Here is a 25756-nt window from a genome sequence, read left to right on the forward strand (position 1 = left end):
AAACGCGGCCAAGCGAGTTTTAACCGCTTGGCCGCGTATCATTTATCATTCCAAGCTAAGTAGCTCTAAGCTTGAGCAGGCGTTGGCTCGGGCAATTTCTCGGTCACTTGACGCAAACCAAGCGCCAAGGCAACCCAGGCCCAACCATTGAAGATCAGATCGATGCCGATGAACAAACCAATCACCCAGAGACCCGAGGCGGGCCACTGTTTGTAGATCAACAAGCCCAGGACGAATGTCACCACGCCGTTGAGCAGCACCCAGCCCGAACCGGCAAAACGCTCTGCCACGGCAAACACCACGCGGAAAATTCCGCTCACCATTAAGAAGATGGCGATCAACAAAGTCAATTCAATTGCAGCGTTAAGCGGCTGATCGATGATAATAAATCCTACCAGCACATAAAGCACGCCCACGAGCAAGTGCAACAACATACCGCTCCAACGACCAACCCAAAACGCATTGATAATTTCACCAATACCACCCGCCAACAAAAAGAAACCGAACAACCAAGTTGCGGTCACGGTTACCGTGGCAATACATGACCAACTGATGGCGATGGTGCCCAAGATGAGCATGGCGACGCCCAGGGCCATAAACCACTTCCAATACTTACGAAGCAAACCTTTTTCATGGGAGAGCAGGTCGACAATGGGCGAGGTGGTAAAACCGTTCATGGTAATGTTCAGCCTTGTACGAATGGAATTGAAGCTACGGCGGGAGTCTTCCCAGCACTTCCGCACGAGAAGCACTGGTCAAGTGTAGCTCAATTCTGTGGACGAATGACGAGGTTTGCTACCCATGGGGCTGTTTGTAACTTAATGGAGTATTGACATATGGCCACCAGTTGGCTCACGTAAAATCGTCATAAACGGGAAAATCAGAGTCATCCGACTGGTGTGATTTCATATCGAAGCGGCGGAGATATTAGTGCGATTTTTATACGCACGAAGAAAAGAATTCCTCGGCAGTGTCTCCAGCTGCAACTAAGCGAACAATTGCTGTATCAACACTAGCAATATGACTCTTCTTCCGAAACTTTCTCATCTCAGCGAAATTGCTGCTAGCCATCAGCACGCCTAGCTGGTTGGATGTGGGCCATTTGTCAGCACGCGCGACGGTGCTTTGCTTGCCATGCTCCCGAGACGGCAAAGGCGGGATTGCACCTCGAGACTTTTGAAGCTGCTCTCGCAGAATTAACTTCTGGATTGCATGCGATCGTGTCGGGCGATTCTGCGAACAGCGAACTGCTCGTAAGCGTTGCGGCAACAAGATGCACAGATTCCATGCCACCTGAAGGCAGATCGCCCACGCCTAAAGAAATTGACACATTAAAACAATGGATTCACCAGGGTGCTGAAGGGAAAAACCCAATGGCCGTTCGCCCGTCAATTATCAATCCGTAATGTCAGGGAACTCTTAGGTGTATCACTTCAGAGTTCTTGTTCAGAAAGGAATGCAACTATATCATTAGTCGCGGCATTATTGCCCAAGTAAGAGAAGCCACAACAAGGATGGTCACAAGCACCGTGACAGCAACCGGGTGGAACATGTGCAGACGAGAATCAAGAACCAAGACCAAAATTTGACCGCTGGAAAGACGTCCAGCCGCGTGACGAAAGCCATATTCCAGCGAGGCGGCACTTTGCGACCATGGAAGAAGGCTTCAACTCCATGCAAGGGGCGAATTTCAGCACGACCTTCGATTAAATTGTCTTTACTAGTCAAGTTTGTGGCCTTGCAAATATCAGTAGATGATACTTGGATTTTGTGGAAAACTTCACTGCTTATCTACAGTTTCTATGGATGACTGCGAATACAGTATTCGTGTCGCCTACTCGTCGCTAGCAAACTGTGAAGCTCCAGTGATTCTTCGGCGACAAGATGAGGAGAATTCCTCACACAGAGACATTATTGTTTGGTTCGGCCATGAATTGGCACATCAGCTTGCACCGCGGACATATCGGGTGTGAAAACTTCTGATAACGTCGATTGTGCAAACTAGGCTTCATGAGTGACTGCAACATGAGATAGTGTGTGGAAATTCATAATAGTCACGAACTCTGCAAATGACAGGTTAAAGGATCTCCGAGAAACACTGCGAAGCAAATCAAGTTTCATCATTCTCGGTGCTGTAACTGTCATGTGTCACTGCAATACAATTATCTACGAAACGTTACTTACGCTATTAAACACAACACGTAGTTAACAAGCGTGAAAGGGTCCTGCGATGAATTTTCTGGTCGTCGAAGCGAACCATCTCAATGCAAATTTAATTAAAAGCCTGCTTCACACACTTTTTGTTGACAGTCGAGTTGACTGTGGAAGCGATTTAGCAGGCATCTTTTCATACACGGATCCATGTGAATACGCTGCTGTGATTGCGGACCTGGCCCTAGATGACACGCAAGGCTTAGAAAGCATGAGAATTCTTCGTGAAAATTTTCCGGGGATTCCAATAATCGTTCTGACTACGCTTGAAGACGAAGAAATGGCGCTGGCCGCTTTAGAAATTGGCGCACAAGACTATCTGGTCAAGCACGAAATTCTCACCGCTGGTGCCTTGGGAGGCGACAAACTCTATCGCTCTATCCACTATTCAATCCAAAGACAAAAGTCGCAGCAGGAAGTTCAACTCCTGGTGGATGAAATAACCAAGAGTCAGCGCTTGCTGGAAATTAAGAACAATCGCCTCGAAGAGCTGTGCGATACTTCTCAAAATTTTGTTGACATTGTCTCACACGAGTTTCGTACTCCTTTGACGGTGATCAAAGAGTTCAGCGCATTAATTCGCGATGGGGCCGTGGGAAAAGTCAATGATGATCAGGTTTCTATGCTGAATGTAATCGACGATCGTACCGATGATCTGAATACGATGGTTGATGACTTACTAGATATTAGTCGCATGGAAGCAGGATTACTCGGCCTCTGCCGCCAGGAAAAAGATTTCAATGAAATTGTCGAGTATCTCATGCCTAGTTTACGTCGCAAGGCGCTCGTTAGAAATGTAAAGCTGGAGATCGAGATTCCCGATACCCTGCCCACAGTATGGTGTGATGGCGACAAAATTGGACGCGTAATTATTAATCTCGTAGTGAATGCCATCAAGTTCTGTGGTCAGCCCGGTACGGTTCGCTTATGGGCTATTCCCGATAATAAGCTGCGAGAAATCATCGTCGGCGTCAGCGACAATGGCGCAGGCATCCCAGAGAGCAAGATCTCGGAGATTTTTAATCGCTTTGAACAGCATGTCACCAACGTACGCCAAAGTACAAAAGGATTTGGACTTGGCCTAGGAATTGCCAAAGAACTGGTCGATTTGAACCTTGGTCGCATGGAAGTTGAAAGTCGAACTGGCAGTGGCAGCACGTTCACTTTCAGTATTCCTTACGCAGAGTACGACAAAGTTTTGCAACGGCAATTCAACCGTTTGCGAGCTGAACGTCCAGATTCGGCAGAGATCAGTCTTGTGTCGTTGACAGCTCATACTCGAGGCGATAATCGCGACCTTGGAGATCTGGGCCTACTCTTTCAACAAGACTTACGGAACAACGATCAATTGTTCCGTATTGCCGACGATCGCTGGCTGGCCGTATTGGCGATGTCGTCAGTGGAATTTCAGGCGTTCAAGAGTCGTCTTGAAAACGAACATCGTGAGATCTCTCGCAATCGACCAAAGGGTAGTCTTCCCGGCTTTTTTGCAGAGTACTGTGGTAGCTGGCTACTCACTCATCTTAATGAGGAGGAATTACTGTCAGAGGTGCGAATCCGATATGAGGAAAGAGAATTGACTCATGTCTGAAAAGCGTACGAAAGTCTTGGTTGTCGACGACGATGCTCATATCCTCATGGGGACAAAATTGCGTTTGGCTCATGCCGGTTACGAGATCTGCACTGCGACTGATGGTGACACAGGAGTTCAACTTGCACTCACAGAGCGGCCGGACATCGTTGTGATGGATGTAAGCATGCCTCGCATGAATGGATTAGAGGCCTTGGTCCGACTCCGTGCAGACAGACGTACCGAACTTATCCCTGTGGTGATGCTCTCGGCAAGTCTGCGTGATAAGCAGACAGCACTGGATGCCGGTGCGAGATTCTTTGTTGGTAAACCTTATAATAGCCTAGACTTGCTTTCCGCCGTACAAAAAGCTCTTTCCACTTAAATTCGATTTCTGCAACACTTATTACGCTCAGGCATCTCAGAAAGCGACTACCATGTATTTCACCAATTACCCCAATATCGTGCTTGCCGATGATGACAAGGATTTGATTCTTGCCTTAACAATTCGCTGCTTGGCGCATGTGATGTTGGCTATATTCGCCACTTGCATTAATGGCCACGGAAGTCACATCGTTGACAAAAGGCATGTCGTTATCCGTTTGGACAAGTCCTGTGAGCGGATCGACATACTGCAAACTAATGCCACCAAAGAGAAGCTCATGCATGTCGCCGGTGGCTTGCGAATACAATCCGAGTTTAGCCGAGTGATAGCCATTAAAGCCTTGCTTGAATGTTGAAAGATCACCAGGCGTAGCCATCGTTGGTACGCCGCTGGAATCAATTTCTACGGGAACAGACCACACACCAAACGAGGTCGTGAACACACCGGACAAGGCGACAAGTCCTTCTTCCGTCCCTCCAAAACCATCGGGCGAGAGCACGGGAATCACGTTCAAGTCACGACGGCGATAAGAATTGTTGATGGGAGTTGAAGTTGCATTCTCAATCGCCAAATTCACCCCATCATCAACAATATCAAAGCTGCGTAGCTGTCTGGTGTATGCACCTTCGCTGCGGGGGCTGTACGGACCTTCAAAATCTTGTCCGAAAACAAGGTGCATTCGGCCACCCATCTCATACATGGCCCCTCCTGTGACCGAGACAATCGGATGGTCGACCTGCCGAATCGAATCCACCGCTTGTCCAGTGCCATCAATCACCCAATCAACCAAACCAGGTAGGTCAATGGCCGTCAACGTGTTGAAAGTTGTAAAGTTGTTGGCAGGATTCAAGCCGTAACCACCCGTCATGTAGAGAGTGTTGCCAACTTGCTCGAACTGGTTGTTTGTTGGCGTCAATGACGCAATTTGATTCGGAGATAAGCCTGAAACCGGATCATTCCCTGGTATGGCTGGATTACCTAAAGAGCGGTGCCAAGACTGCTTGGTCAAGGGATCAATAACCCACACATCGCGATTCTGGCTTTCGGCGGGAAAACTACCTTCACCCGATGAATCAAGATTGTGAACACCGTTCGTACGGCCAGCGATCATCACGCACTTGCCGTCGAAAGTTCCAGCCGCGTAAGAATGAAGCCCAGGCAAGTCAGCCGTACCGAAATCGAGTTCTTGAATTTTGATCCGATAGGGAAGCGTTCCACTTTGATCAATTGGAGTGAACGTGCTTGTTTGGTGCTGCCCACTTACAGACAGTGGAAAACCAAGCACACAAGCGCAGTACATGAAAAACCCAGCTATTTGCTGAGTTCGTCGTGTATGTGTTATGTGGCTCGGATTCGAATGCATGGATGATGTATTCAATGTTTCAGTGCTTATGCCGTTAACTCGATTTCTACTGCTGACACGGAAGCCGCAGGAAATTTCCACCGACCGTTGATTTCCAAAGAATGCTCACGGATCTGCATTACCTCGGAGCTATTCAGCTCCGAAACTTCCACCATGGGATCATCCGAGATCTCAAAAGCTGTTGCTTTCGCAATCCCTCCCGCAGACAAGGTGAAATCCATCGCAATTTCTTGCGAACGGTTAGTATTTACCACGTGCAGGAACAACTTGTTATCCGAGCGACTGGCCACCACGTCTAAGTCGGATGGGGATGACGATACATCCACAGCATGCGTCCCGATGTGATGGCGATACAGTTTCATCACGCGCGCGACCGGCATCAGATAAGCCCGTCCATGGGGCACCGGAATCATCACTGCGTTGACTTGCCACCGTGTGCCACAAAAATCCGCGGCCGTGGCGATCTTCAACACGTCGCCGTGACGCTGATGGTTGTTCAGTATGCGGCCATAAGCTACGCCCGTGGCCCAAGTCGACAACACATCGCAACGGTCGCGGCCTGGAATGGCAAAGTGGCATTCGGTCATTGCCAACGGCATTTGATGTTCGCCCAAGCTTGCTCGAACTTCGCGGATCTTGGCATCGTTCATCTTCCAAGCCTGCATCAAACAATCCCACGTGGCAGCAGGATCGCGACGATATCGTTCATTGCTCAAGACTGGCTCGGGACGGTCCGGGTTGAACATGTGATGGAAGGCGAGCATGTCGAAATGCTCACCAGCCCGCTCACACATGTCCTTGGCCCAACCTGAATCTCCCCACGCGATGACTTTGATCGAAGGGTCAACTGCACGCAGCGCCCGAGAGAATTCGATCGTTTTCTCGATCGTGGTCGCCTGATCGAAACCTTGCGAATCGTAAGAGGTTTCATTCCCCAACTGCCAATAGGGAATGGTGAGCGGATCGTTGATACCATGACTGCGACGCTCGGCATTATCTGGATCGTTGCAGTAGGCCACCCAATCCGCAGCCTCTTGAGCATCTGCCGTGCGGATATTGTCTTCAATTTTTTTGTATTGCTGCCGGCCATCGGACTCAAAGTTGACACACATCAACGGCTCGGCTTGCACCTGCCGGCAGAAATCGACGAACTCACCCGTGCCAATCTGATTCGATTCCAACCCGCCCCACATCAGGTTCGCCATCGTGGGACGCTTTTCACGAGGACCAACTCCTTCGCGCCAGCGGTAAAAGTCGCAAAAGATGCCGCCCCAGCGGACCATCGTGGGTGCCAGCTCACGAGTTAAGTCGACCACGTCGCCACGCCAGCAATCATTACGGTGATCCCAAGCGGCCTCGACGGAACTGTCGGTGACTCCCAATGGTTCCATGAACTGCATATAAAGATGGGGCGAGAGTTCAAACCGTGGCGTAAGATCAACCCGTAACGCATCGGCCGTGGCGGGTGCATTCGCGCACGCTGATCCGGCCACCAGCCCAGCGGCACCGACCAGCACAGTTTTGACGGCATCACGACGATTCATTTGCATTGAGCAATGAATCGCTGCCTTGACGAAAAGGAGAAACAGACTTCCTGTACGGAAATACGCCAGGATGCCTGCGCCCTCCTCCCAGGGGCAACGAATCCAAAGCCTCACCCAAAATTCAATGACAATCAGGACAAGACAACGACAAGCGTGTCACGAAAAGTAGTTCGAACTAGAGATGTAGTGATAAGTGTGGATTTCTCTCCAGTCTTTTCTCATTGTGTTTGCATACGACAAGTTCAACAATGAGATTGATCGTCAATCTTATTGAGACATTTTACTCATACTTATTGAGTTTCTTTGTCCACGCGAAGGAAGCGGATTTTTACCCCCAAGGCCTTGGGGGTTTTGTCGTAATCATGCTATAATTTCAGCTGAATTAAATAACTGCTCCTCATCGTTCCCTAGCCCAAGCTTGGCTCCTGACCCTCCAAAGAGACACGAAACCGCCATCGCGATTGATATTTCTATCACTCACGATTGAGCTATTCAGCAGGTCTTGTGTGTTTTGTAGGACAATGGCTACCAGGCGTTTTTCTCGTCTAGAACCTCAATTACTGGAATCTTGTCGTGTCAAAAGCGCCTCGTGTAGCACTCGACGTTGAGACTTCGCTCGTCTACGGCCGAAGGATTTTGGAGGGAGTTTCGCGTTATCTGCGTGCCAATCGACCCTGGTCAATCTGCCTGGAGCAGCATGAACTAAGTGCCGATCCACTGGGTTTGTTAAAGCGTTGGAGCGGCGATGGGATCATTACCCGCAATGCCACTAAGGAATCGGTCAAACTGATGCGCCGTCGCCGGTTGGCCACAATTGATTTGGGCGATATCCATGCACATTTGGGAGTTTTGCGGATTCTGTCAGCCGACATGGTGATTGGTCGGATGGCGGCCGAGCACTTGCTCGAACGGGGTTTCGAGAACTTTGCCTGCTGTGGCTTTGCCGGCGAGTATTGGTCACAGCGTCGCCGTGACGGCTTCATTACGGAAATTGGGCACAAAGGCTTCACAGGAAGCGTCTACGAATCGCCCCGGAGCGGTCAGCAAGCTTGGAAACGCGATCAAATTCAACTCGTCGAGTGGATCGCCTCGCTGAAGAAGCCACTTGGCATCTTTGCCACCAACGATCTCCGCGGCCAACACGTGCTGGATGCTTGCGCGCAACTCGATCTGGCCGTCCCCGAGCATGTGGCCGTTATCGGCGTTGATAATGACGAGATTGTCTGTGGCTTTTGTCAGCCACAACTGACAAGTATCATCCCCAACCCGGAGCGTATCGGATACGAAGCGGCTGTCTGGCTCGATCGGTTGATGCAAGGGCAGAAACCGACCACACTAGAGATAGAGGTTCCCCCACAAGGAATCGCCGTGCGTCAGTCTTCGGATGTCTATGCCGTCTCGGATCCGACCGTGGCCTCGGCTTTGAGTTTTATTCGAGAACGGGCGTGTGAAGGCGTCACCGTGAACGACGTACTTGATTATGTGTCGGTTTCGCGAAGTTGGTTGGAGCGTAGTTTTCGCAAACTCGTGCGGCACTCCCCTCAGGCTGAAATTCGTGACGTGCAAATCAAGCGTTGCAAAGAACTTTTGCGGACAACGAACCTACCCTTGGATAAAATTGCTCAGTTGGCTGGATTTGAGCATCCTGAATATATGAGTGTCGTTTTCAAACGCACCACAAAGGAAACACCCGGCAATTACAGAAAGCGCAACGGCGAGCACAATTGATGTAGAATCACATACAGTATGACTCTTCTTCGTAAACTTCTCATCTCCGCGAATTTGCTTTTAGCCATCAGCATTCTTAGCTGGTTGGGCACGGGCGTTGTGCAAGCGCGCGAAACGGACAAGCACGTTGATTTCGCAACCCAGGTCAAGCCATTGCTGGCGAGACGCTGCTTTGCTTGCCACGGCCCCGAAACAGGTGAAGGGGGCTTGCATCTCGACAATCCTCAGACGGCGCTTGCGGAATTGGATTCTGGCTTGCATGCCATCGTGCCGGGGGATCCGGAAAGTAGTGAGTTGCTCACTCGTGTTTCTTCGACTGACGAGTTTATGCGGATGCCCCCCGAAGGAGAGCCGCTCAAGCTCGAAGAAATTGACACGCTCAAACTTTGGATCGAACAACGGGCCGAATGGAGAAAGCATTGGGCGTTCATTCCACCCAAGCCACAAACGCCTCCGCAGGTCAAACAAACCAAGTGGGTCAAGAATCCCATCGATGCCTTCATCTTGGCGGATTTGGAAGCGGCGGAGCTCTCCCCTGCCCCGGCTGCTGACAAACGAACGCTTGCCCGCCGTGCCTACTTTAATTTGATTGGCTTGCCACCCACCAATGAAGAGCTGGATGAATTTGTCGCTGATAATCGACCTGATGCTTGGCCGCGACTCATAGATCGGCTTTTAGATTCCGAACACTATGGCGAACAATGGGCTCGCCACTGGCTCGATGTGGTGCGCTATGCGGAGACAAACAGTTTCGAGCGCGATGGCCCTAAGCCCAATGCCTGGAAGTATCGCGACTACGTGATTCGGTCGTTCAATGAAGACAAACCTTACGATCAGTTTGTCAAAGAACAATTGGCCGGCGACGAGCTTGATGAAGTGACGCAAGATTCCGTAATCGCCACGGGATACTATCGCTTGGGCATTTGGGATGATGAGCCTGCCGATCCCATGCAAGCACTCGCCGACGAAAAAGACGATCTGGTTTCGACGACCGGCCAAGCATTTTTAGGTCTCACACTGGGTTGCGCCCGTTGTCACGATCATAAGATCGATCCGATTCCCCAACGCGATTACTTTGGCTTTGTCAGCTTCTTTGCCGACGTGACGTCCTACGGCACGCGCGGTGATGAAAACAGCAACAGCCAATGGACCATCGAGTCCGAAGAAACCCGCAAGCAGCGTCAGGAGTACAACGCGGAGATTGGCAAGATTGAACGTGAAAAGATCTCGATGGAAGAAGTGGGCATTAAACGCATGTCCGCCGTTGATCAGCGACGCAGCGAAACGCCCGAGCGTCAAGAATTACTGGATGACAAACTAGAGAAATTTCTTAATGACTCTGAGTGGAAACTCTTTCGAGATACGCTTGATCGCTTGAATGAAGTCCGCCGCAAACGCGATGAGCTTCCTGCGGCTGAGGCCGTCTTAGCCTTAGCCCGCTGCGAACCCCAACCCGAGCCGACGCGATTGGCGGTGCGAGGCAATCCTCATGTCCTCGATGAGGTCGTGGAACCACACTTCCCTCAATTGTTCAACATTCCTACGCCATCGATTCCCACCGCGAAAGAGGAGGCTCATTCGGCGGGGCGCCGGCGAATTCTAGCGGATTGGATTGCTTCACCAGACAACATGCTCACGGCCCGCGTGATCGTCAATCGTGTGTGGCAGCATCATTTTGGCCGTGGCATCGTGCGTTCATCCAATAATTTCGGCGAACTCGGCGATCCTCCGACCCATCCTGAGTTATTGGATTGGCTGGCGTTGTGGTTGATCGAACACGATTGGCATCTCAAACCGTTGCACCGTTTGATCATGACGTCCAACGCCTACCAAATGTCGAGCGCCGGCAATGACGAGGCCCTTGCGATTGATCCGATGAACGATTTGTTCTGGCGTTTTGACATGCGACGATTGAGCGCAGAGGAATTGCGTGACGCCACGCTTGTGACCACGGGAAAATTTAACCCACAAGCCTACGGCCCAAGTTTTTATCCGCAAATGTCGGCCGAGGTTTTGGCCACGCAGTCGCAACCCGGCCAAGGTTGGGGCGAATCTTCGTTGGAAGAGCAGTCGCGACGCAGCATCTACATTCACGTGAAGCGTTCGTTGATTCTGCCTCAACTCGCCGCGTTTGATTTCCCCGACGTCGATTCAACCTGCGAAGCACGGTTTGTCACCACACAACCACAGCAAGCGTTGACCATGCTCAACGGCAGTTTCTTCAACGAGCAAGCTCAATATTTTGCTGAAAGAGTGCGCGCCACGAGCAGCAAGAAGCCTCAAGATCAGGTCGCGACCGCCTTGAGACTCGCGCTTGGCCGTGAAGCCACGCAAGATGAAATACGATCCGGAGTCAATTTAATGAATCGGTTGCGGAAAAAGCATTCGCAGAAGCCAGATGAAGCTCTGCGGTATTGGTGTTTGACTGTGCTTAATCTCAATGAATATGTGTATCTCGATTAAAGATTGATAAATAAATCCATCCAATAGGCGAATGAGTCTTACACAAGGCCGTTTACTATGAACGATAAATCGAACTCTGCTGGGTCGTTTTGCCGACGGACGCGCCGTGAATTCCTGTGGGAAACGGGTTGCGGATTCGGTGGCACGGCTCTGGCTGCGCTTTTATCGGCCGATGGATTTTTTTCACGTCCGCAACAAGCTTTGGCGGCACCCAGTGCAGCCTACCACAATCCGTTAGCAGCGCGGGAAGGACATTTCGTGCCCAAGGCCAAGAGTGTCATCTTTCTGTTCATGTATGGCGGGCCGAGCCACATCGATACGTTCGATTACAAGCCGGGCATGATTGGTCAAGATGGTAAGACGATCACGGTGAAGACCCACGGGCGGGGTGGCCATAAGAATGAAGGCCGTATTGTTGAGCCGCGTTGGAAATTTCAACAGCATGGCGAATGTGGCAAATGGGTCAGCACGCTGTTTCCGCATTTGAGCGGCTGCGTCGATGACATCGCCTTTATGCATTCGATGACCGCCGAATCGCCAATTCATGGTTCCGCGATGTTGATGATGAATTCCGGCAAGCTGCAAAGCGGTAGTCCGGCGATGGGATCATGGCTTAATTACGGCTTGGGGAGTGTGAACGAAAATCTGCCGGGCTATGTGGTGATGCTCGATCCCACCGGTGGTCCGATCAGCGGTGCGAAGAACTGGGCCAGCGGGTACATGCCTGCCACTTATGCGGGGACCGTGATCCGTCCCGAAGGTTCGCCCATCAACGATTTATCACTCCCTGAGGAAACAACGCGGCCCATGCGGCGTGAAGTTCTCGATACCCTCGCCCATCTCAATCAACAACACCACGCCACTCGATCTGATCAAAGCGATCTCGCTTCGCGGATTGCAACTTACGAATTAGCGTTTCGCATGCAACAACATGCCCCCGAAGCTGTGGATCTCAACCAAGAAACACAATCGACACGCGACCTGTATGGCTTGGATGACGACAAAACTCGGAACTTTGGCACGCGTTGTTTGTTGGCGCGCCGTTTGGTCGAACGCGGCGTGAGATTTATTCAAGTCTATTCAGGTGGATCGCACAACGACAACAACTGGGATGCCCACGGCGACCTCGTGGCCAACCACGAAAAGCACGCGGGAGCGACGGATCGACCCATTGCGGCGCTGTTAAAAGATCTCAAGCAACGCGGATTATTGGATGAGACTTTAGTCATTTGGGGCGGTGAATTCGGCCGGCAACCCACGGCCGAGTATGACGTCGGCACGGGCCGGGATCACAACTCCTATGGCTTCACCATGTGGATGGCTGGCGGTGGTATCAAAGGGGGCATGAGCGTTGGCTCGACCGACGAGATTGGCTCAGCCGCAGTCGACGATCCGATGCACGTGAAGCGATTGCATGCCACGGTGCTCCAGCAAATGGGTCTTGATCCCAATCGGCTTTCGTACTTTTATCGGGGACTGGATCAAAAACTTGTTGGGGTCGAACACGTCGAAACCATTCATCAAATCATCGCTTAAACAAGATTAGCAACGAGCGCGAGCAGCAAAAGCAAAAGGGCAGATTGTATGTCAAACAATGGAAAACACTTTCGGCTCGACGGACACGTCGCCTTAGTGACGGGGAGCACCCGTGGGTTGGGTAAGGAAATGGCGCTCGCACTCGCGCAAGCCGGTGCGCGCACGGCGATGAACTATCACAACGACTACGAGAATGCCTTACGGTCGTTCGCCGATTTGCAACAAGTTTCTCGCGACTCGCACCTCGTGCAAGGGGACGTTACCGATGCCGACTCGATCGAGCGGATGTATCAAGACGTCTACGATACGCTTGGTCCCATTGATATCCTTGTGATCAACGCCACGTGCAGTCAGCCCGAACTTCCTTTCGAAGATTACGATTGGGAATTCTTTCAAACGATGCTCGATTTCTTTGTAAAAAGTCCTGTGCTGTTGATGAAGAAGTGTCTTCCGTATATGCGACAACAACAGTGGGGCCGCATTATTCATATAACGAGCGAAGTGCTGGCCCTGGCTTCCGCCCCCTTCAGTGCCTATGTGGCTGCTAAGGGAGGACAAACCGGCTTGGCGTTAAGCACGGCTCGCGAGTTAGCGTCGACGGGCATCACCGTGAACATGGTGGCCCCCGGCTGGATCCCTGTGGAACGCCATGCGAATTGCGAACCGGAAGTGCTCGACAAATATCGGTCGAATGTCCCCGCTGGCTGTATTGGCACGCCGCAGGACGTCGCCGCCGCGGTGATTTATCTCGCCAGCGAAGAGGCACGTTTTGTGACTGGCCAAACGGTTTCGGTGAACGGCGGCAATACCATCAAAAACGGTGTTCCACACATGGAACAATATGCTCGCACAGTCTAAAGTTCGGGTGTGCTGGCTACTGCTTTCGTCTTGGAAACAGAAAAGGGTCGATCTTCCAGACGAATACCGCGGGCGAAATTCGGCTTATCGCTCATCTCGAGCTCCAGCACACCACCGTTCGTGATCTCGCTGTGCCGCAAAAAATTTCGCTCAAGCGGCTGACCATTCAACTTCGCCGATTGAATGTAAACATTCTGTGACGAATTGTTATGCGCTTCGATAACAAATTTTTTGCCAGACTCTAACGCAATTGTCGCTTTTTTGAAGACAGGGCTGCCCAACACATATTCATCGGTTCCCGGGCAAACGCTATAGAGTCCCAAGGCGCTCAGCACGTACCACGATGAGGTCTGCCCTTGGTCTTCGTCGCCGGGATAGCCGTTCTCACTCGAATCGTATAGCCGTTGCATGATTGTGCGCGTCCACTGCTGCGACTTCCAAGGCTGGCCGGCGTAGTTGTACAGGTAGACCATGTGCTGCATCGGCTGATTGCCGTGGGCGTATTGGCCCATATTGGCAAGAACCATTTCGCGCATTTCGTGAATCGGCGCGCCGTAGGTCCCTACCCTATAGTCGTTCGGCGCGGTAAAAACCGCATCTAGCTTGGATACGAAGGCCTCGTCTCCTCCCATGAGTTCGATCAAACCGACCACGTCGTGAAACACGGCCCAGGTCCAATGCCAGGCACATCCCTCGGTGAATGGGCCGCCCCACTCCGCAGGATCGAAGTTGTCGTTCCAAGCCCCTTGGTCGTTCTTACCACGAACAAAACCAGTCGACGGATCGAAAACATGGCGATAATTGAACATCCGGCCGCCGAATTTCGATACTTGATCGTCGCGACCAATGTCTCGTGCAAGTTGCTGCCCACAGAAATCGTCGTAAGCATATTCAAGAGTTTTGGCCGTGGCCTCATGATGGTTGGGATAGGGCAAGTAACCCAATCGTTCTATATCTTCCCAGCCGCCGCGTCCGTTGGCAGGCCCCCATGGCCCCTTGCCACTTGACTCATGTTGATAGGCCGACAACGCCAGTTCCGGATCAAAGGTGCGAATCCCTTTCACCCACGCATCGGCCAAAAGTGAGATCGCGTGATTACCGATCATGCTGCCCGCCTCGCCAGGGAAAGACCACGAAGGCAGCCAGCCACATTGTTTGTACGCGGCCATAAGTGCCACCATGTAGCGGCCATGCATCGTGGGATGCAGCAACGTATTCAGCGGCATCTGCGAGCGAAATGTGTCCCATAAGCCGGTGTCGGTATACATATAACCGTGATGCACTCGTCCGTCATAGGGGCTGCGGTAAATTGGTTTTCCCGCCGCATCGATTTCGTAAAACTTTCGTGGAAAGAGACTCGCTCGAAAGAAGCATGAATAGAATGTGCGATTTTCCTCGTCCGTTCCGCCCTCGATACGAACCTTTCCTAAAAAATCGTTCCAAACCTCTTTTGCCGCCGTTCGCGCTGCTTCGATGCTGGTAAAGCCGCCCAACTCTTGGCTGAGATTCGCATGTGCTTGCTCTAAATCGATGTAGGACGAAGCAATCTTCAGATTAACAATCGTTCCCGGTGGAAACTCTAGATAGCCTCCCACGCGATACCCTTCAATCTGTGTCTCAGTGGCTCGAATATCCTCGCCACGGTGCTGCCAAGTTCCCCAAGACACGAATGGTTGGTCCGCTTGGATGACAAAATGATTACGAAAACCACGAGGCTGGTTTCTGCCATTGCGTACCGCTCCAGTTACGCGCTGCTCATTGGGAAGAATATCAAGGGAGCCTTTTTCCGTGTATCCATCAATCACTAAATAGGCACGACTCGCTGCTGGAAACCTAATTTGCATGAACACCCCACGTTCAGTCGGGGACATCGCCACAGACGCGTCATTGGCGAGCTTGACACGATAATCATACGGCTTTGCAGTTTCATCTTCGTGCCGAAATTTTGCGGCACGCTGCTCTTCGCTGACGACTAACTCTCCAACTACAGGCATCACAGAAAAGACGGCATAGTCATTCGACCATGAACTGCATTGATGGGCTTGTTGAAAACCGCGGATGGTCTCTTTCTCATATTGGTACTTCCACCCGTCGCCATTAGCCCCCGTTTGCGGCGTCCAGGTGTGCATACCAAACGGCAAGGCCGTGGTGGGATAAGTATTCCCGCGCGTGAGCTCGAAGCGAGAGTTCGTCCCTTGCAGTGTGTTGACGTAATCCGCCAAGTCTTCTGCTTGCAGAGCCGCAAGCAGCGATGAAAGCAAACAAAGCACACCAACAAAAGTGATTCGTAGCAGCATCAAATCGTTCCGGAAATAGAAGGCGAGAGCCGCAATAACGCGACAGCAAAGCAGATTTATTGAGGATGGTCAGGTATTGAATCGAACCCGGAATATTCGATCCAACTGTAGATTTACTTTACTGCCGTGGAACTATTTTGACAACGACAGACGATTTCCACGGAACCTGTGATTGATAAATCCTCGTTCTATTCAGTTTTATGGCACCTACAATTTTGATTGCCCATGCGGCATAATAAAATGATTGGCCCTAGTATCTCAGGGGCGAGTCCCAGCTGCGCTCGTTTTACACTCTTTACCCGATGTTCTCCGAGTAAAACTATTCGAAAAAAACTTTACTCGGGTGCCCAAATTTGACCCTAGATGACCAAGAATGGCAGAATTTGGGTGCCAAGTTTAGTGCCAGTCTCTCAGTGCGTGCCTCTCGAACGGCGTCGGCGCATTTCAATCTGACGCAGTGAAGAGTGTAAAGCTTGGTCGGGAATCTTGGTGGGCCCGAGGCTTCAAAGTGACTGTACTCGGAAACTCCGCAAGCGCTGGCGGTACCAAAACACCATTACGTTTTGTACGTGAAGGTAGGGCGACTTCTGCGGAATATTTTTCTATTCCCAAGCTAACAGCACTTGCCCTATCGCGTGCGATCAGTCGCCTTATCCTACATCGAGTAGAAATGAGCTAATTGGACAGCTTGTGATCATACTTTACGCCGAATTTGCTTGGCACGAATTGTCCCAATAGTTGCCAGCCAACTGTACATCCAGGCGACGCTCGCACGTATCAAGTATTAAAGGTGTGAAACGGCAGCGGTCGATGAAAAGCGTTGAAAGATAGACATGGCGAGCCAACGTCAGGGTCGTAAATGCTTCCACGGTCTTCCATTCTCTCTCACTGTAAGTTCTTATATAGTGAGCTGCGAATTGATTATGGCACTCGGATGCTATCGGAGTGAACGCGGGGTCGCGTAAACTTCGCTCAATCAAATGACCGTGGAAATTGCCAAGATCCAGACCGGGGTCGCTCAGGCAAAATAAATCAAAATCGATGAGACACAATCCTCGTGTTGTGAAGATAATTTGATCGGGATAGAAATCGCGGTGAGTAGGTACTAATACTGAATCCGGAATTGTAAGTCCCAGCAATTCGCAACGATCGACCAGCAATTTGATTCTGTGGCGGAGCTCCGGAAGCTTCAGAATAACTAGAGGAAGGCACCTCTGAATGTGTTCTATTTCATCAGCGACGGTGTGCTTGCGAACTGTTAGTATCTGCGATTCCTGCAGATTCTGAATAGCAGTGAGTATGTGATTTGCTGATACCACGGGATTACCCGAGATTGCGCTCCAACCGTCTTCACCACTGACATGTTCCTGAAAAAACATCTGCCATTGGTCGAGTACGCCAAGGGGCCTTGGTACAAAAACTCCAGACGGAGAGCGATCATTAAATCCAGCTCCCCTGAGTGCTTTCTGGATAATATGATTCTGAATGTGCTTTGGTTTAGAATACGCCTTGCCAAGAATGCTATAGACACAATTGCAAAGGTTACTTTCGCACATATATTCGATCAGACAACGTTTGCCCGGCTTGTGTCGCACGAGACGCAGAGACCTCAATTGCAAGGATTCGTCTTGAAGTTCTTTCTTGAGTAGTGGTAGAACGTATTTTCGTGCCTCGTGTAAATCTACGGCAGGGTGAGAGTTTGTGAGCGAACTGTCGCTGTGTAACGCTAAAATGTCGCCCGTTCGTGAGGCATGCTGAGAGTTAGCGCGCGTAATTTCGCGATGGATGTGGTGAGAGGCAAGACCTAAATGCTTTTGGGCTCGATTGAGGAGCATTTCCGAGCACGCTTGCCAATTTCGTTGGCGAACGCGAAATGGCTCCTGGACCAGTCTGAGAAGTGACATCGCAGCGTGCAGATGAATCGCGTTTTTGTCAACTTGCCCTCCATGCATCTCATATTCTTGCAATAACGTTTCGAATATCGCCTCCACAGCATCGACATCAAGGTAACAATTGAGTGATGACTTTTCTAAGTGGGCAAGCAAATTGCCTAGGTCTTGTTCTGCATGGCCGAGCACGGCATTGTCAAAGTCGATAAGTGACACACCGTCTCCAACCACAACTTGATCGCAACTTAAATCCCCATGGAGTGAAGTGATTGGCCGACTCAAATTCGCATACATTTGACAAGCGTGATTAACGGCGGATTGAGACTTGTCGGCGAGTTCGGGGCAAAGCGCCACCAACTCGTGAGGTAGGATGATGAGCGAACGTTGTTGCTTATTCACGTTGATAGTCGGTAGTTTGATACCTGAGTGGCTATGTAGTTCTTTGAGGAACCCACCCAAATCTTTCATTATTCCATAAAGACTGGCCGTACCGTTATTGATAAGCTCCGAAAGCGATGTACCAGCAACCCATTTCAACAATATCGCGCGATGCCGATCTGAGTGGCCGATTACTTTTGCGGCACTTATTCCAGAAATTGATTGGAGTGACTTGGCAGCTCGACGTGCCTGCTGATACTCAGTTAAACTGTGCAATTTGAGAATCGCCTGAGGAGCGTCGTTGACATCGATACGGCCGACATACCGTCGTTGCGGTTTATAACGAAGTGTAGTTATTGGAGCCGAGTGTAATTCTTCGTCGTGAGGAGCCAGCTTCCTGAGAAATATCTTTTGTTCTGCACTGCATCCCAGGAGGCCCAGTGATTGCAAATCGTCATCGAATGGAAACAGCGAAATAACCACCGCTTGTTCAATTAAGACGGCTCTAAGATCTGGGCAGCGTAAGACGGATTGCTTTGCCTTCACAATCTTATCAGTGGCATCAGCGCGATAGGCGATCGCGTGTGCCCAGATATCACCGATCTCTGTATTCAAAGTGAATGCGGCGATACAACTGGTACTAGGTTTGTAGCGAAGATATTTGCAAATGGCCGCACGAACGCCCAAACCCTGAAACGATGCTTGAAACATCTTGGTAGAGACATCGTTGTCGAGGAGTACCCGCATTCCTGGTATGGAGCGCTCTCGCTGGACAATCGGTTCGTCGTCAGGATGAAGCAAATCTTACTCCGTGGCAAATTCGTCGCACTCCCAATGAAAGGCAGTTACACAGTTCCCTGCGGTTTAATATCCCGTTGAATCCAAATTCACTCTCAAGCAGGGACGTCTGCACAGCACCATTTGCAAAGCTCCGATGGTCAATAAACATAATACTGCAGGTTCCGGCACGGCTATGCTTTCTACCCTCGGAAAATTGCCATAACCTGCTTGCCAACTACCAAGTGCACCAACACTCGCGTTGCGCTGCCACAACATAAAATCACGACCATCGACATCTGTATCTTCATCAAAGTCTCCTGCAGACTGATTGCTATTCTTCCAGAGCCAGATTCCGGTTTCGTTCAAGTATCCAGGCGATTGGCTGGCGCTAAAAGGATCGTTAACACCCAACGAAGCGTAGAAAGACACCGGCCCGCCTCCATCCGAAATCGTGCCGCGAAGCCCCAAACCATCGACAGTGCGAGTAGAAGTCCAGCCTCGTATCGCATTGAAAAATGAATATGGCGCACCATTCATAGCAAACGTCGTTGTATACCCGAATGGCGTCTGGACGTACGCTTCGAGACCTGGAATTTGTACGGAGAGTTGATGTGACGGCGGGAGGAACCGATTGAACAAGTCGATTGTTTGCTGCTGGGTAGCCCAAGTCCAACCTTGGAGCGATCCGCCACATCCCGTGGAACCATCTGTTGGGCACAAACTCGCAATATGGTTCCAAGTATAACCTAAAGTCTCAACAGGTTGCCGCCAAAGTTTTCCATGACCGTCGTCATAAGGTGCGGCTAGGGCTACGGAGGCTTCTGCGATCACAATCACGCATGTCATAAAGAGATTTCTTAATCGAATTGTCATGGTTTCAACCTCCAACTCATGTGATCGAAGAGCTTCAAAGCCCTCACTATACCTCGGTCAATGTAGAGTAGTCGCAAATCGAAGAGCGGTCCGCCAAGTCCGTACGCAAAAAAATATCATGTACTGAACCCTACTGGCCAAAGACCTGAAAAGTTCAGCTTACTGCCGCATGTATCTCAGCATGTGCGGTCACCACAAAGCCATGAACTTGCGAATTGTAGAGCAATGCGTATCGACCGTTCAGATCAAGCAAATCTTCATGAGTCCCAACTTCTTTGATCCGCCCTCTCTCAAAGTACATAATCAAGTCTGCGGTTTCTGCCTGTCGGAGATCATGCGTGACTAAGAACGTCGTACGGCCTTGAGCCAGGCGACGTATTGCTAGGCTGACCTCTCGTTCATTTTGCTCGTCAAGCGCTGAGGTAGGTTCGTCGAGCAAAAGTATCCTGGAATCTCTTACAGCAGCCCTTGCGATAGCAATTCGCTGTCTTTGACCTTGAGAAAGGTTGATACCTCGCTCCCCTAGCACCGTGTTGTATCCCTGCGGTAGATTGGTGATGAAATCATGAGCATTGGCTATTCTCGCCGCTTCTTCAATCTGTTGTTGCGTCACATTGGAAGCACCTAAAGCGATATTCTCCGAGACATCCCCGGCAAACAAGATGGTGTCCTGTAATACTACTCCAATTTGCCGACGTAACGATGCCACTTTCCACTGGCGAATATCGCAGTCATCAATCGTGATGACTCCACTCTCGGGATTATAAAATCGCAACAAAAGATGGAGTACTGTGGATTTTCCCGCTCCAGAGTCTCCCACAAGAGCGACGCGGTGCCCGGATGGAATAGAGAAATTGATGTCTCGAAATATCATTGCATCGGGAGAATATCCAAATGAAACATCAGTAAATCTTACGTCTCCACGAATTTTGGGAGCCTCCACAGCATCCATGGCATCTTGAATCTCTGATGTTTCATCCAACAGATCAACGATTCGCTCCCCCGCTGCGACCGCTTTGGCCAAGCGTCCTGTATACTTCGCAAAATCTTGAAATGGCTGGAAACCACGCTTAAGATACGTTAAAAAAACTACCAGGGATCCGGGACTTAGTTCGCTACGGAGAACAAGGCGACTGCCATACCACATCACGATTGCATAGGCACATGCAATCAACACGTCGGCAGTGCGCTCCAGGCGGGCTGCCAAACGCCTTGTCTTGACACCTTCCTTGACACTTCGCTTATTCTCCGAGCAAAAGTGATTCTCAAAATGGCTTTCTAGGGATAGTGCTTGAACAATCCTCACTGATGAAAGTGCCTCAGCGGCACTTGCGGCCATGTCACCTTCTCGCTCGCGTTGCTTACGTGCCGCGCTGTGAATTCTTCGACCGATACGTATTGAGGAGACGGCAAACAGTGGCATCACCAGTAATGCTAACAGCGTCAATTGCCAGTTGAGCCAAAACATCACGGCCACCATTCCGAACAGCACAAGGACACTTGCCATCAGAGGCAAGATGGCTGTAATCGCAACGTCGCGCATCAACTTGATATCGCCGGTGACACGAATTAAAAGATCGCCTGAACGGGCCTTGTCATGGAACGAGGGGGAAAGCGCCTGAATATGACGATAGAGATTGGTTCGCACTCGGCTCATGACGCGATTCCCAACCAAGGCAAAACCAACTGTTTTAAAGTAGTCACTCGTCGCTCGCAGGCCAACAATGGCGACCAGTCCGATGCAGGCCAATGTTAATACTGTGTTCGGAGTGAACTCGGCAAGCAAACCAGAGCTTTGGGCTAACTTAGCAGGAATTATCAAATCGAGGACAAACTTTAGGGGCCAAGGTTCAAGTAGTCCGAAGCCGACACTCATGATCATGGCAGTCACAGATCCTGCGATAAGCGACTTTTCCTGGCGAATCACTGGCATAAGGTGCTGCAACAATCGCCCAAAGCGACGGTAGGTATCACGTGTTGTCTTGGGGCGGGCCATTTGTCTCGCTCGGCATGAAGCTTAGGGGGTACTATTCTGAAAACTGAGTTGATCGTGAGCGAGTTTGCGACATTAACCCGGCTCTTAGCTCAGCGGCAATTCTTAGGATGCGTGTTACCACAGAGTTCCAGGTAAAGCGCTCATCGACAAATCTCTTTGCATGTTCTCCCAACCGCTGACAGAGGTCAGGTCTGTTTGCCAACTCGATTAGTGCTTCTGACAATTCGTCAGTATGACCTGGCGTGACAAGCATTCCCGATTTGCCGTGAACAATTAGCTCTGAAATCTGCCCTACATTGCTGGCAACAATCGGCAAACCAGCCGCCATGTACTCGAAGATCTTTAGAGGCGAGAAATAGAAGTTTTCCTGGTGGAGATAGGGAGCCACTGCGATGTCCATACTTCGCAAGAGATTGGGGATCGAGCTTGGTTCGACCGCTCCCAAGAATATAGCCCGATCTTGTGACGCACCAAGTAGTTCAGCCGCCTGCAATTTTAACCTTTCGAGCTCTGGCCCATCCCCGACAATGAGTAGCCTTGATCCTGGAACTTGATCCAGGAAGCGTGGAAACGCATTCAAGAGTTCAGTAACTCCATGCCATGGTTTCAAGGTTCCAACAAAGCCGACAGTAAATTCTCCGAATTGGAGACGAGTGCCATGTGAAGATTCATTATTAAATCTTGTTGAATCCACTCCATTGGGAACGACATGAATTCCTGTTGAATCCAATCGGTGAATTCTGACATGATCGCCAACGGCTTCCGAAACTGCGACGACAGCTCCTGCCGCAGTCATCGTCCGCCTTGCTGTCCGTTCCGCAAGTTCCTGGTGGATAAGAACACGGTGCATCAATTGTTCTTCGACAAGAGGTGAATTGACTTCAAGAATGCCGGGAATCGCATTAATGCGGGCGAACTCCATCGCAGCATAGGCAAAAAGTGAATACCTTTCGTAGATAAGCTGGTACGGACCATGCTGGCTTAGCAGGCGATGGACTGTTTCGTTTAAACCGAATAGGGCTTGCTCGCGATGACCGTGATCGTTGACCTTCGGAATCTCTAAGGGATGCACCTGAACTTGGGACAAATCAATGGGACAATTACCACCCAAACTGTCAGCGTAAAGGTCTATGCTATTCCCTTGGCGCAGAAGCTCTCGCAAGACTTCCTGTACATGAATTGAGCTTCCCTTACAACCAAAGACGGGAACTCCTGGATCGCAGCACACATATGCTATGTGCATCATCCCACCTCCGCCAGGATCGGCTGTGAAACGGATTTTTTAGAACGTTGGACACTGTGCGACGCGAAGACGTCTCTTAATCGACTCGTATTCTCAACAGCATCAAATTGTTCTTGTATCAACTGCCAAGCTGAATGGGCCAACTTCACACCGAGTTCAACATCTGACAGCAAGCCGCGGATCTCCTCAGCCAACTTTGCCGGCTGTCGTTCTGGAACAATCAAACCGGTCTCGTTGTGTCGAACGACTTCGGAGATTCCCGTGACATCTGTCGAAATACAAGGAGTTCCTAGGGCCATCGCTTCGAGAATCACTGTTGGTAAGCCATCTCGATCGCCGCTAGAGGCAGTAACACACGGGGCGACAAAGATTGAGGCCTCTTGGATGATGCGATGGACTTCACGCTGGGGAAGGGCGCCTAACAGACGCACAGAGTCCTCGAGTTCAAGCTGCTGAATTTGAGATCTTAGAGAGTCCTCAAATTCGCCTTCACCAATAATCTCGCATGGGATTGCCAGGCCAATTTGATGCAAAATCGCGCAAGCGCTAATAAGGTCCGAGAAGCCCTTCTTCTCCACCAAACGGCCAACGGCAACGATTTTCTTTTCCCGATCATCAGGAGCCCGATAATTGTATTGAGAGAGCGGTAATCCATTGTAGATTCGATGAATCTGTTGAGATTGTCGAGGGAAGCGACGCGTTAAATCTGCCGCGTTATAATTGCTGACCGTGACAACTGCCGAGGCATCGGCCAGTTTTCGTTCAAGTTGCTTTTCATCCACGTCTTCGTGAAAGATATCCTTTGCATGTGCCGTGAGACTGTAGGTCACACCGGTGAGCAGTGAAGCAATACGAGTCACGGCAGTTGCCGAAGTTGCAAAGTGAGCATGTAAGTGATCGATCCCTTTCGACTCAACCACGCGTGCAAGTTGTATCCCTTGATAAATTTCTAAGGCGTCGCAGTCGTCCACCTGCTGCAAAACCCTCCACAATCGTGGGTGCTGCTCTCCATACGCTCTAAATTCATCCCAGAGACTGGAACCACGAAGCGTGTTGGAATTGAGGTAGGTAACTGCAGCACGCACGTCGGCAACAGCGTGCTGAAAGTGCGTATCTACTGAAGGTCGTAACGCAAAGATTTCCAAATTTAGCCCAGCGGCCTCATGTGCCAAGATTTCGTTGACGACGAACGTCTCCGAGAAACGTGGGTAACGCTTGAGAACATATCCCACGCGTTGAGCGTTATTTGGGTGTGTCTTAAATGCTTCTAGAGTATTCGAACTCATGTCGTCTCCATGGAATAGACGGCTTGGGGTTGAATCGGACGGCTCACGAGACTCTGACAGTATTGCTCAACTCGCTCCAGGCCGCGCATGTCGATCATTTCCGAAGACTTCGGTGCTTGTACGACTTTTGCCTTGATCCAATCATTCATCGCCGTAGTGGTGAGCTGATCGGGATGAAGCAAGTCGATCAGCCCAAGCTGCGAGAGTCGCTCTGCTCTTACAAGTTGCTCCTTCCGAGGAACAACGCGTGGCACGACCAATGCGCGCTTGCCGAATGAAAGAACTGAGCAAACCGAGTTGTAACCTCCCATAGTCACAACGCTGTCGGCGCGATTGATTAGCGAATCTGCTTCGGAGTTAAACTCTTGCACGAGAAGATTTGGGTGATCGAGAGCGATCTGATTAATGTAGGCCGCTTCACTTTTAGGCATAAAAGGCCCTGTGAGCAGAATGCCAGTAACTCCTTCTCGCGGTAGAGCCTCGACAAAGGCTTTTGCAACAGCGAAACCGTCCTGGCCACCACCAAGTGTGCACACAATCAATCGTTGTGAAGAATCACAAAGCGCGGAGTGCGATTCTGCTCCCTCTTTTGTTCGCTCCTGAAGCCGTCGTGATTGATCGAGATAACCTGTAAACTTTACTTTTGCCCCGACGGATTGCGGCCACGAATATTCGCTTATGGGATCGTAAACCCGCTGGTCTCCATAGACCCAGATTTCGTCATAAAACTCATCGACTGCAGCGTGTATGGTGCGATTGTCTGTTTCAGAATGAACCACATTTGCGTCGTCAAGAATATCTCGAATACCCAACACGCATTTTACGCCGTCACGTTTGCGTAGAAATTCCAATGCTGGTAATAACTCGCCAAATGCTCCTAGCGGTACTTTGTCGACAACAAGAACATCTGGACGAAACGACGCGAGTGCTGAACAAATCGAGTCCGCTCTCAAGGAAATGAGGTCGTCAACAGAGATATCGAGCTTCCCTGCCGAGTAAGCGCCTACGGTACTCTTGTGCAGTCTCGGGAGAGTCAGAAAATCTGCTCGGGCAGGTAGCGAGAAAAAGTTTGCTTCGTGCGCGCCTGTGATGAGCAGACTAGTCGCGTTCAGTGAAGACTCAGCAAGCGCGGACGCAATGACCAGATTCCGGCGGAGGTGCCCGAGGCCCATTGTATCGTGCGAATACAAAGCAACTCGCAGATTGTCACGAGTGGTCACGGCGTCAACTCGATTCTGCAACTGCGAGGAATACATTCGAGTGTCGACGTGGTTAGCCTTGCTCCGATCGACTCGTTCGTCGCGCACTGATGAATTAGCTGGCAATTTGCGTATCTTGTCGCTGAATCCGCCAATG

General features: G+C 50.6%; 17 protein-coding genes. 7 read left to right on the forward strand and 10 right to left on the reverse strand.

Features of this window, described 5'->3' with window-relative positions:
- Positions 1 to 65: 65 nt before the first annotated feature.
- Entirely contained in the window at positions 66 to 677 is a 612-nt protein-coding gene (locus SH678x_RS16340; RefSeq protein ID WP_496919522.1) for an HdeD family acid-resistance protein, read from the reverse strand.
- 414 nt (positions 678 to 1091) lie between these two features.
- Here SH678x_RS16340 and SH678x_RS16345 point away from each other — a divergent pair, with 414 nt between their 5' ends.
- From SH678x_RS16345 to SH678x_RS16355, 3 genes are all read left to right on the forward strand, one after another.
- Entirely contained in the window at positions 1092 to 1406 is a 315-nt protein-coding gene (locus SH678x_RS16345; RefSeq protein ID WP_496919523.1) for a c-type cytochrome domain-containing protein, read from the forward strand.
- 824 nt (positions 1407 to 2230) lie between these two features.
- Complete coding sequence (locus SH678x_RS16350; RefSeq protein WP_496919524.1) at positions 2231 to 3802, forward strand: ATP-binding response regulator; 1572 nt, start codon at positions 2231 to 2233, stop codon at positions 3800 to 3802.
- On the forward strand, positions 3795 to 4166 hold the full coding sequence (locus tag SH678x_RS16355) for a response regulator (protein WP_496919525.1): 372 nt from the start codon (positions 3795 to 3797) through the stop codon (positions 4164 to 4166). The genes SH678x_RS16350 and SH678x_RS16355 overlap by 8 nt, the downstream gene beginning before the upstream one ends.
- Before the next feature lie 115 nt (positions 4167 to 4281).
- Here SH678x_RS16355 and SH678x_RS16360 read toward each other — a convergent pair whose 3' ends face one another.
- Positions 4282 to 5466 (reverse strand): hypothetical protein, encoded by a 1185-nt coding sequence (locus SH678x_RS16360; protein ID WP_496919526.1) that lies wholly within the window; start codon positions 5464 to 5466, stop codon positions 4282 to 4284.
- An 89-nt stretch (positions 5467 to 5555) separates the two neighbouring features.
- Positions 5556 to 7073 (reverse strand): alpha-L-arabinofuranosidase family protein, encoded by a 1518-nt coding sequence (locus SH678x_RS16365; RefSeq protein WP_496919527.1) that lies wholly within the window; start codon positions 7071 to 7073, stop codon positions 5556 to 5558.
- A 573-nt stretch (positions 7074 to 7646) separates the two neighbouring features.
- Between SH678x_RS16365 and SH678x_RS16370 the strand changes: the two genes are divergently transcribed.
- From SH678x_RS16370 to SH678x_RS16385, 4 genes are read left to right on the forward strand one after another with little or no spacing between them, the layout of a single operon-like run.
- Positions 7647 to 8801, forward strand: coding sequence for a XylR family transcriptional regulator (locus SH678x_RS16370; protein ID WP_496919528.1), 1155 nt, complete (start codon positions 7647 to 7649; stop codon positions 8799 to 8801).
- An 18-nt stretch (positions 8802 to 8819) separates the two neighbouring features.
- Positions 8820 to 11264 carry a PSD1 and planctomycete cytochrome C domain-containing protein gene (locus tag SH678x_RS16375; RefSeq protein ID WP_496919529.1) on the forward strand — a complete coding sequence of 815 codons (2445 nt, stop codon included), beginning with the start codon at positions 8820 to 8822 and terminating at the stop codon, positions 11262 to 11264.
- 57 nt (positions 11265 to 11321) lie between these two features.
- Positions 11322 to 12800: a DUF1501 domain-containing protein gene (locus tag SH678x_RS16380; protein WP_496919530.1), complete on the forward strand. Its 1479-nt coding sequence runs from the start codon at positions 11322 to 11324 to the stop codon at positions 12798 to 12800.
- A gap of 48 nt (positions 12801 to 12848) precedes the next feature.
- Complete coding sequence (locus tag SH678x_RS16385; RefSeq protein WP_496919531.1) at positions 12849 to 13658, forward strand: SDR family NAD(P)-dependent oxidoreductase; 810 nt, start codon at positions 12849 to 12851, stop codon at positions 13656 to 13658.
- On the opposite strand, the gene SH678x_RS16390 is transcribed toward SH678x_RS16385, so the two are convergent.
- From SH678x_RS16390 to SH678x_RS16420, 7 genes are all read right to left on the reverse strand, one after another.
- Positions 13655 to 15955, reverse strand: coding sequence for a GH92 family glycosyl hydrolase (locus tag SH678x_RS16390; RefSeq protein ID WP_496919532.1), 2301 nt, complete (start codon positions 15953 to 15955; stop codon positions 13655 to 13657). The genes SH678x_RS16385 and SH678x_RS16390 overlap by 4 nt on opposite strands.
- A 701-nt stretch (positions 15956 to 16656) precedes the next feature.
- Positions 16657 to 19023 carry a phosphotransferase gene (locus tag SH678x_RS16395; RefSeq protein ID WP_496919533.1) on the reverse strand — a complete coding sequence of 789 codons (2367 nt, stop codon included), beginning with the start codon at positions 19021 to 19023 and terminating at the stop codon, positions 16657 to 16659.
- Between the two features lie 63 nt (positions 19024 to 19086).
- Complete coding sequence (locus SH678x_RS16400) at positions 19087 to 19875, reverse strand: hypothetical protein (RefSeq protein ID WP_496919534.1); 789 nt, start codon at positions 19873 to 19875, stop codon at positions 19087 to 19089.
- Between the two features lie 154 nt (positions 19876 to 20029).
- A complete protein-coding gene (locus SH678x_RS16405) occupies positions 20030 to 21871 on the reverse strand; it encodes an ABC transporter ATP-binding protein (RefSeq protein WP_496919535.1) in 1842 nt (613 codons plus the stop codon).
- Positions 21872 to 21902: 31 nt separating this feature from the next.
- Complete coding sequence (locus tag SH678x_RS16410; protein ID WP_496919536.1) at positions 21903 to 23117, reverse strand: glycosyltransferase family 4 protein; 1215 nt, start codon at positions 23115 to 23117, stop codon at positions 21903 to 21905.
- Complete coding sequence (locus SH678x_RS16415; RefSeq protein ID WP_496919537.1) at positions 23114 to 24400, reverse strand: glycosyltransferase family 4 protein; 1287 nt, start codon at positions 24398 to 24400, stop codon at positions 23114 to 23116. The genes SH678x_RS16410 and SH678x_RS16415 overlap by 4 nt, the downstream gene beginning before the upstream one ends.
- Positions 24397 to 25590, reverse strand: coding sequence for a glycosyltransferase family protein (locus SH678x_RS16420; RefSeq protein WP_496919538.1), 1194 nt, complete (start codon positions 25588 to 25590; stop codon positions 24397 to 24399). The genes SH678x_RS16415 and SH678x_RS16420 overlap by 4 nt, the downstream gene beginning before the upstream one ends.
- Positions 25591 to 25756: the final 166 nt, after the last annotated feature.

Source organism: Bythopirellula superficialaquae, assembly GCF_059632245.1.

What these genes read in the sequence shown, in the direction of transcription:
- SH678x_RS16340 (WP_496919522.1), bottom strand. Translation starts at nt 677, where the DNA reads ATGAACGGTTTTACCACCTCGCCCATTGTCGACCTGCTCTCCCATGAA.
- SH678x_RS16345 (WP_496919523.1), top strand. Translation starts at nt 1,092, where the DNA reads ATGTGGGCCATTTGTCAGCACGCGCGACGGTGCTTTGCTTGCCATGCT.
- SH678x_RS16350 (WP_496919524.1), top strand. Translation starts at nt 2,231, where the DNA reads ATGAATTTTCTGGTCGTCGAAGCGAACCATCTCAATGCAAATTTAATT.
- SH678x_RS16355 (WP_496919525.1), top strand. Translation starts at nt 3,795, where the DNA reads ATGTCTGAAAAGCGTACGAAAGTCTTGGTTGTCGACGACGATGCTCAT.
- SH678x_RS16360 (WP_496919526.1), bottom strand. Translation starts at nt 5,466, where the DNA reads ATGTACTGCGCTTGTGTGCTTGGTTTTCCACTGTCTGTAAGTGGGCAG.
- SH678x_RS16365 (WP_496919527.1), bottom strand. Translation starts at nt 7,073, where the DNA reads ATGAATCGTCGTGATGCCGTCAAAACTGTGCTGGTCGGTGCCGCTGGG.
- SH678x_RS16375 (WP_496919529.1), top strand. Translation starts at nt 8,820, where the DNA reads ATGACTCTTCTTCGTAAACTTCTCATCTCCGCGAATTTGCTTTTAGCC.
- SH678x_RS16380 (WP_496919530.1), top strand. Translation starts at nt 11,322, where the DNA reads ATGAACGATAAATCGAACTCTGCTGGGTCGTTTTGCCGACGGACGCGC.
- SH678x_RS16385 (WP_496919531.1), top strand. Translation starts at nt 12,849, where the DNA reads ATGTCAAACAATGGAAAACACTTTCGGCTCGACGGACACGTCGCCTTA.
- SH678x_RS16390 (WP_496919532.1), bottom strand. Translation starts at nt 15,955, where the DNA reads ATGCTGCTACGAATCACTTTTGTTGGTGTGCTTTGTTTGCTTTCATCG.
- SH678x_RS16400 (WP_496919534.1), bottom strand. Translation starts at nt 19,875, where the DNA reads ATGACAATTCGATTAAGAAATCTCTTTATGACATGCGTGATTGTGATC.
- SH678x_RS16405 (WP_496919535.1), bottom strand. Translation starts at nt 21,871, where the DNA reads ATGGCCCGCCCCAAGACAACACGTGATACCTACCGTCGCTTTGGGCGA.
- SH678x_RS16410 (WP_496919536.1), bottom strand. Translation starts at nt 23,117, where the DNA reads ATGATGCACATAGCATATGTGTGCTGCGATCCAGGAGTTCCCGTCTTT.
- SH678x_RS16415 (WP_496919537.1), bottom strand. Translation starts at nt 24,400, where the DNA reads ATGAGTTCGAATACTCTAGAAGCATTTAAGACACACCCAAATAACGCT.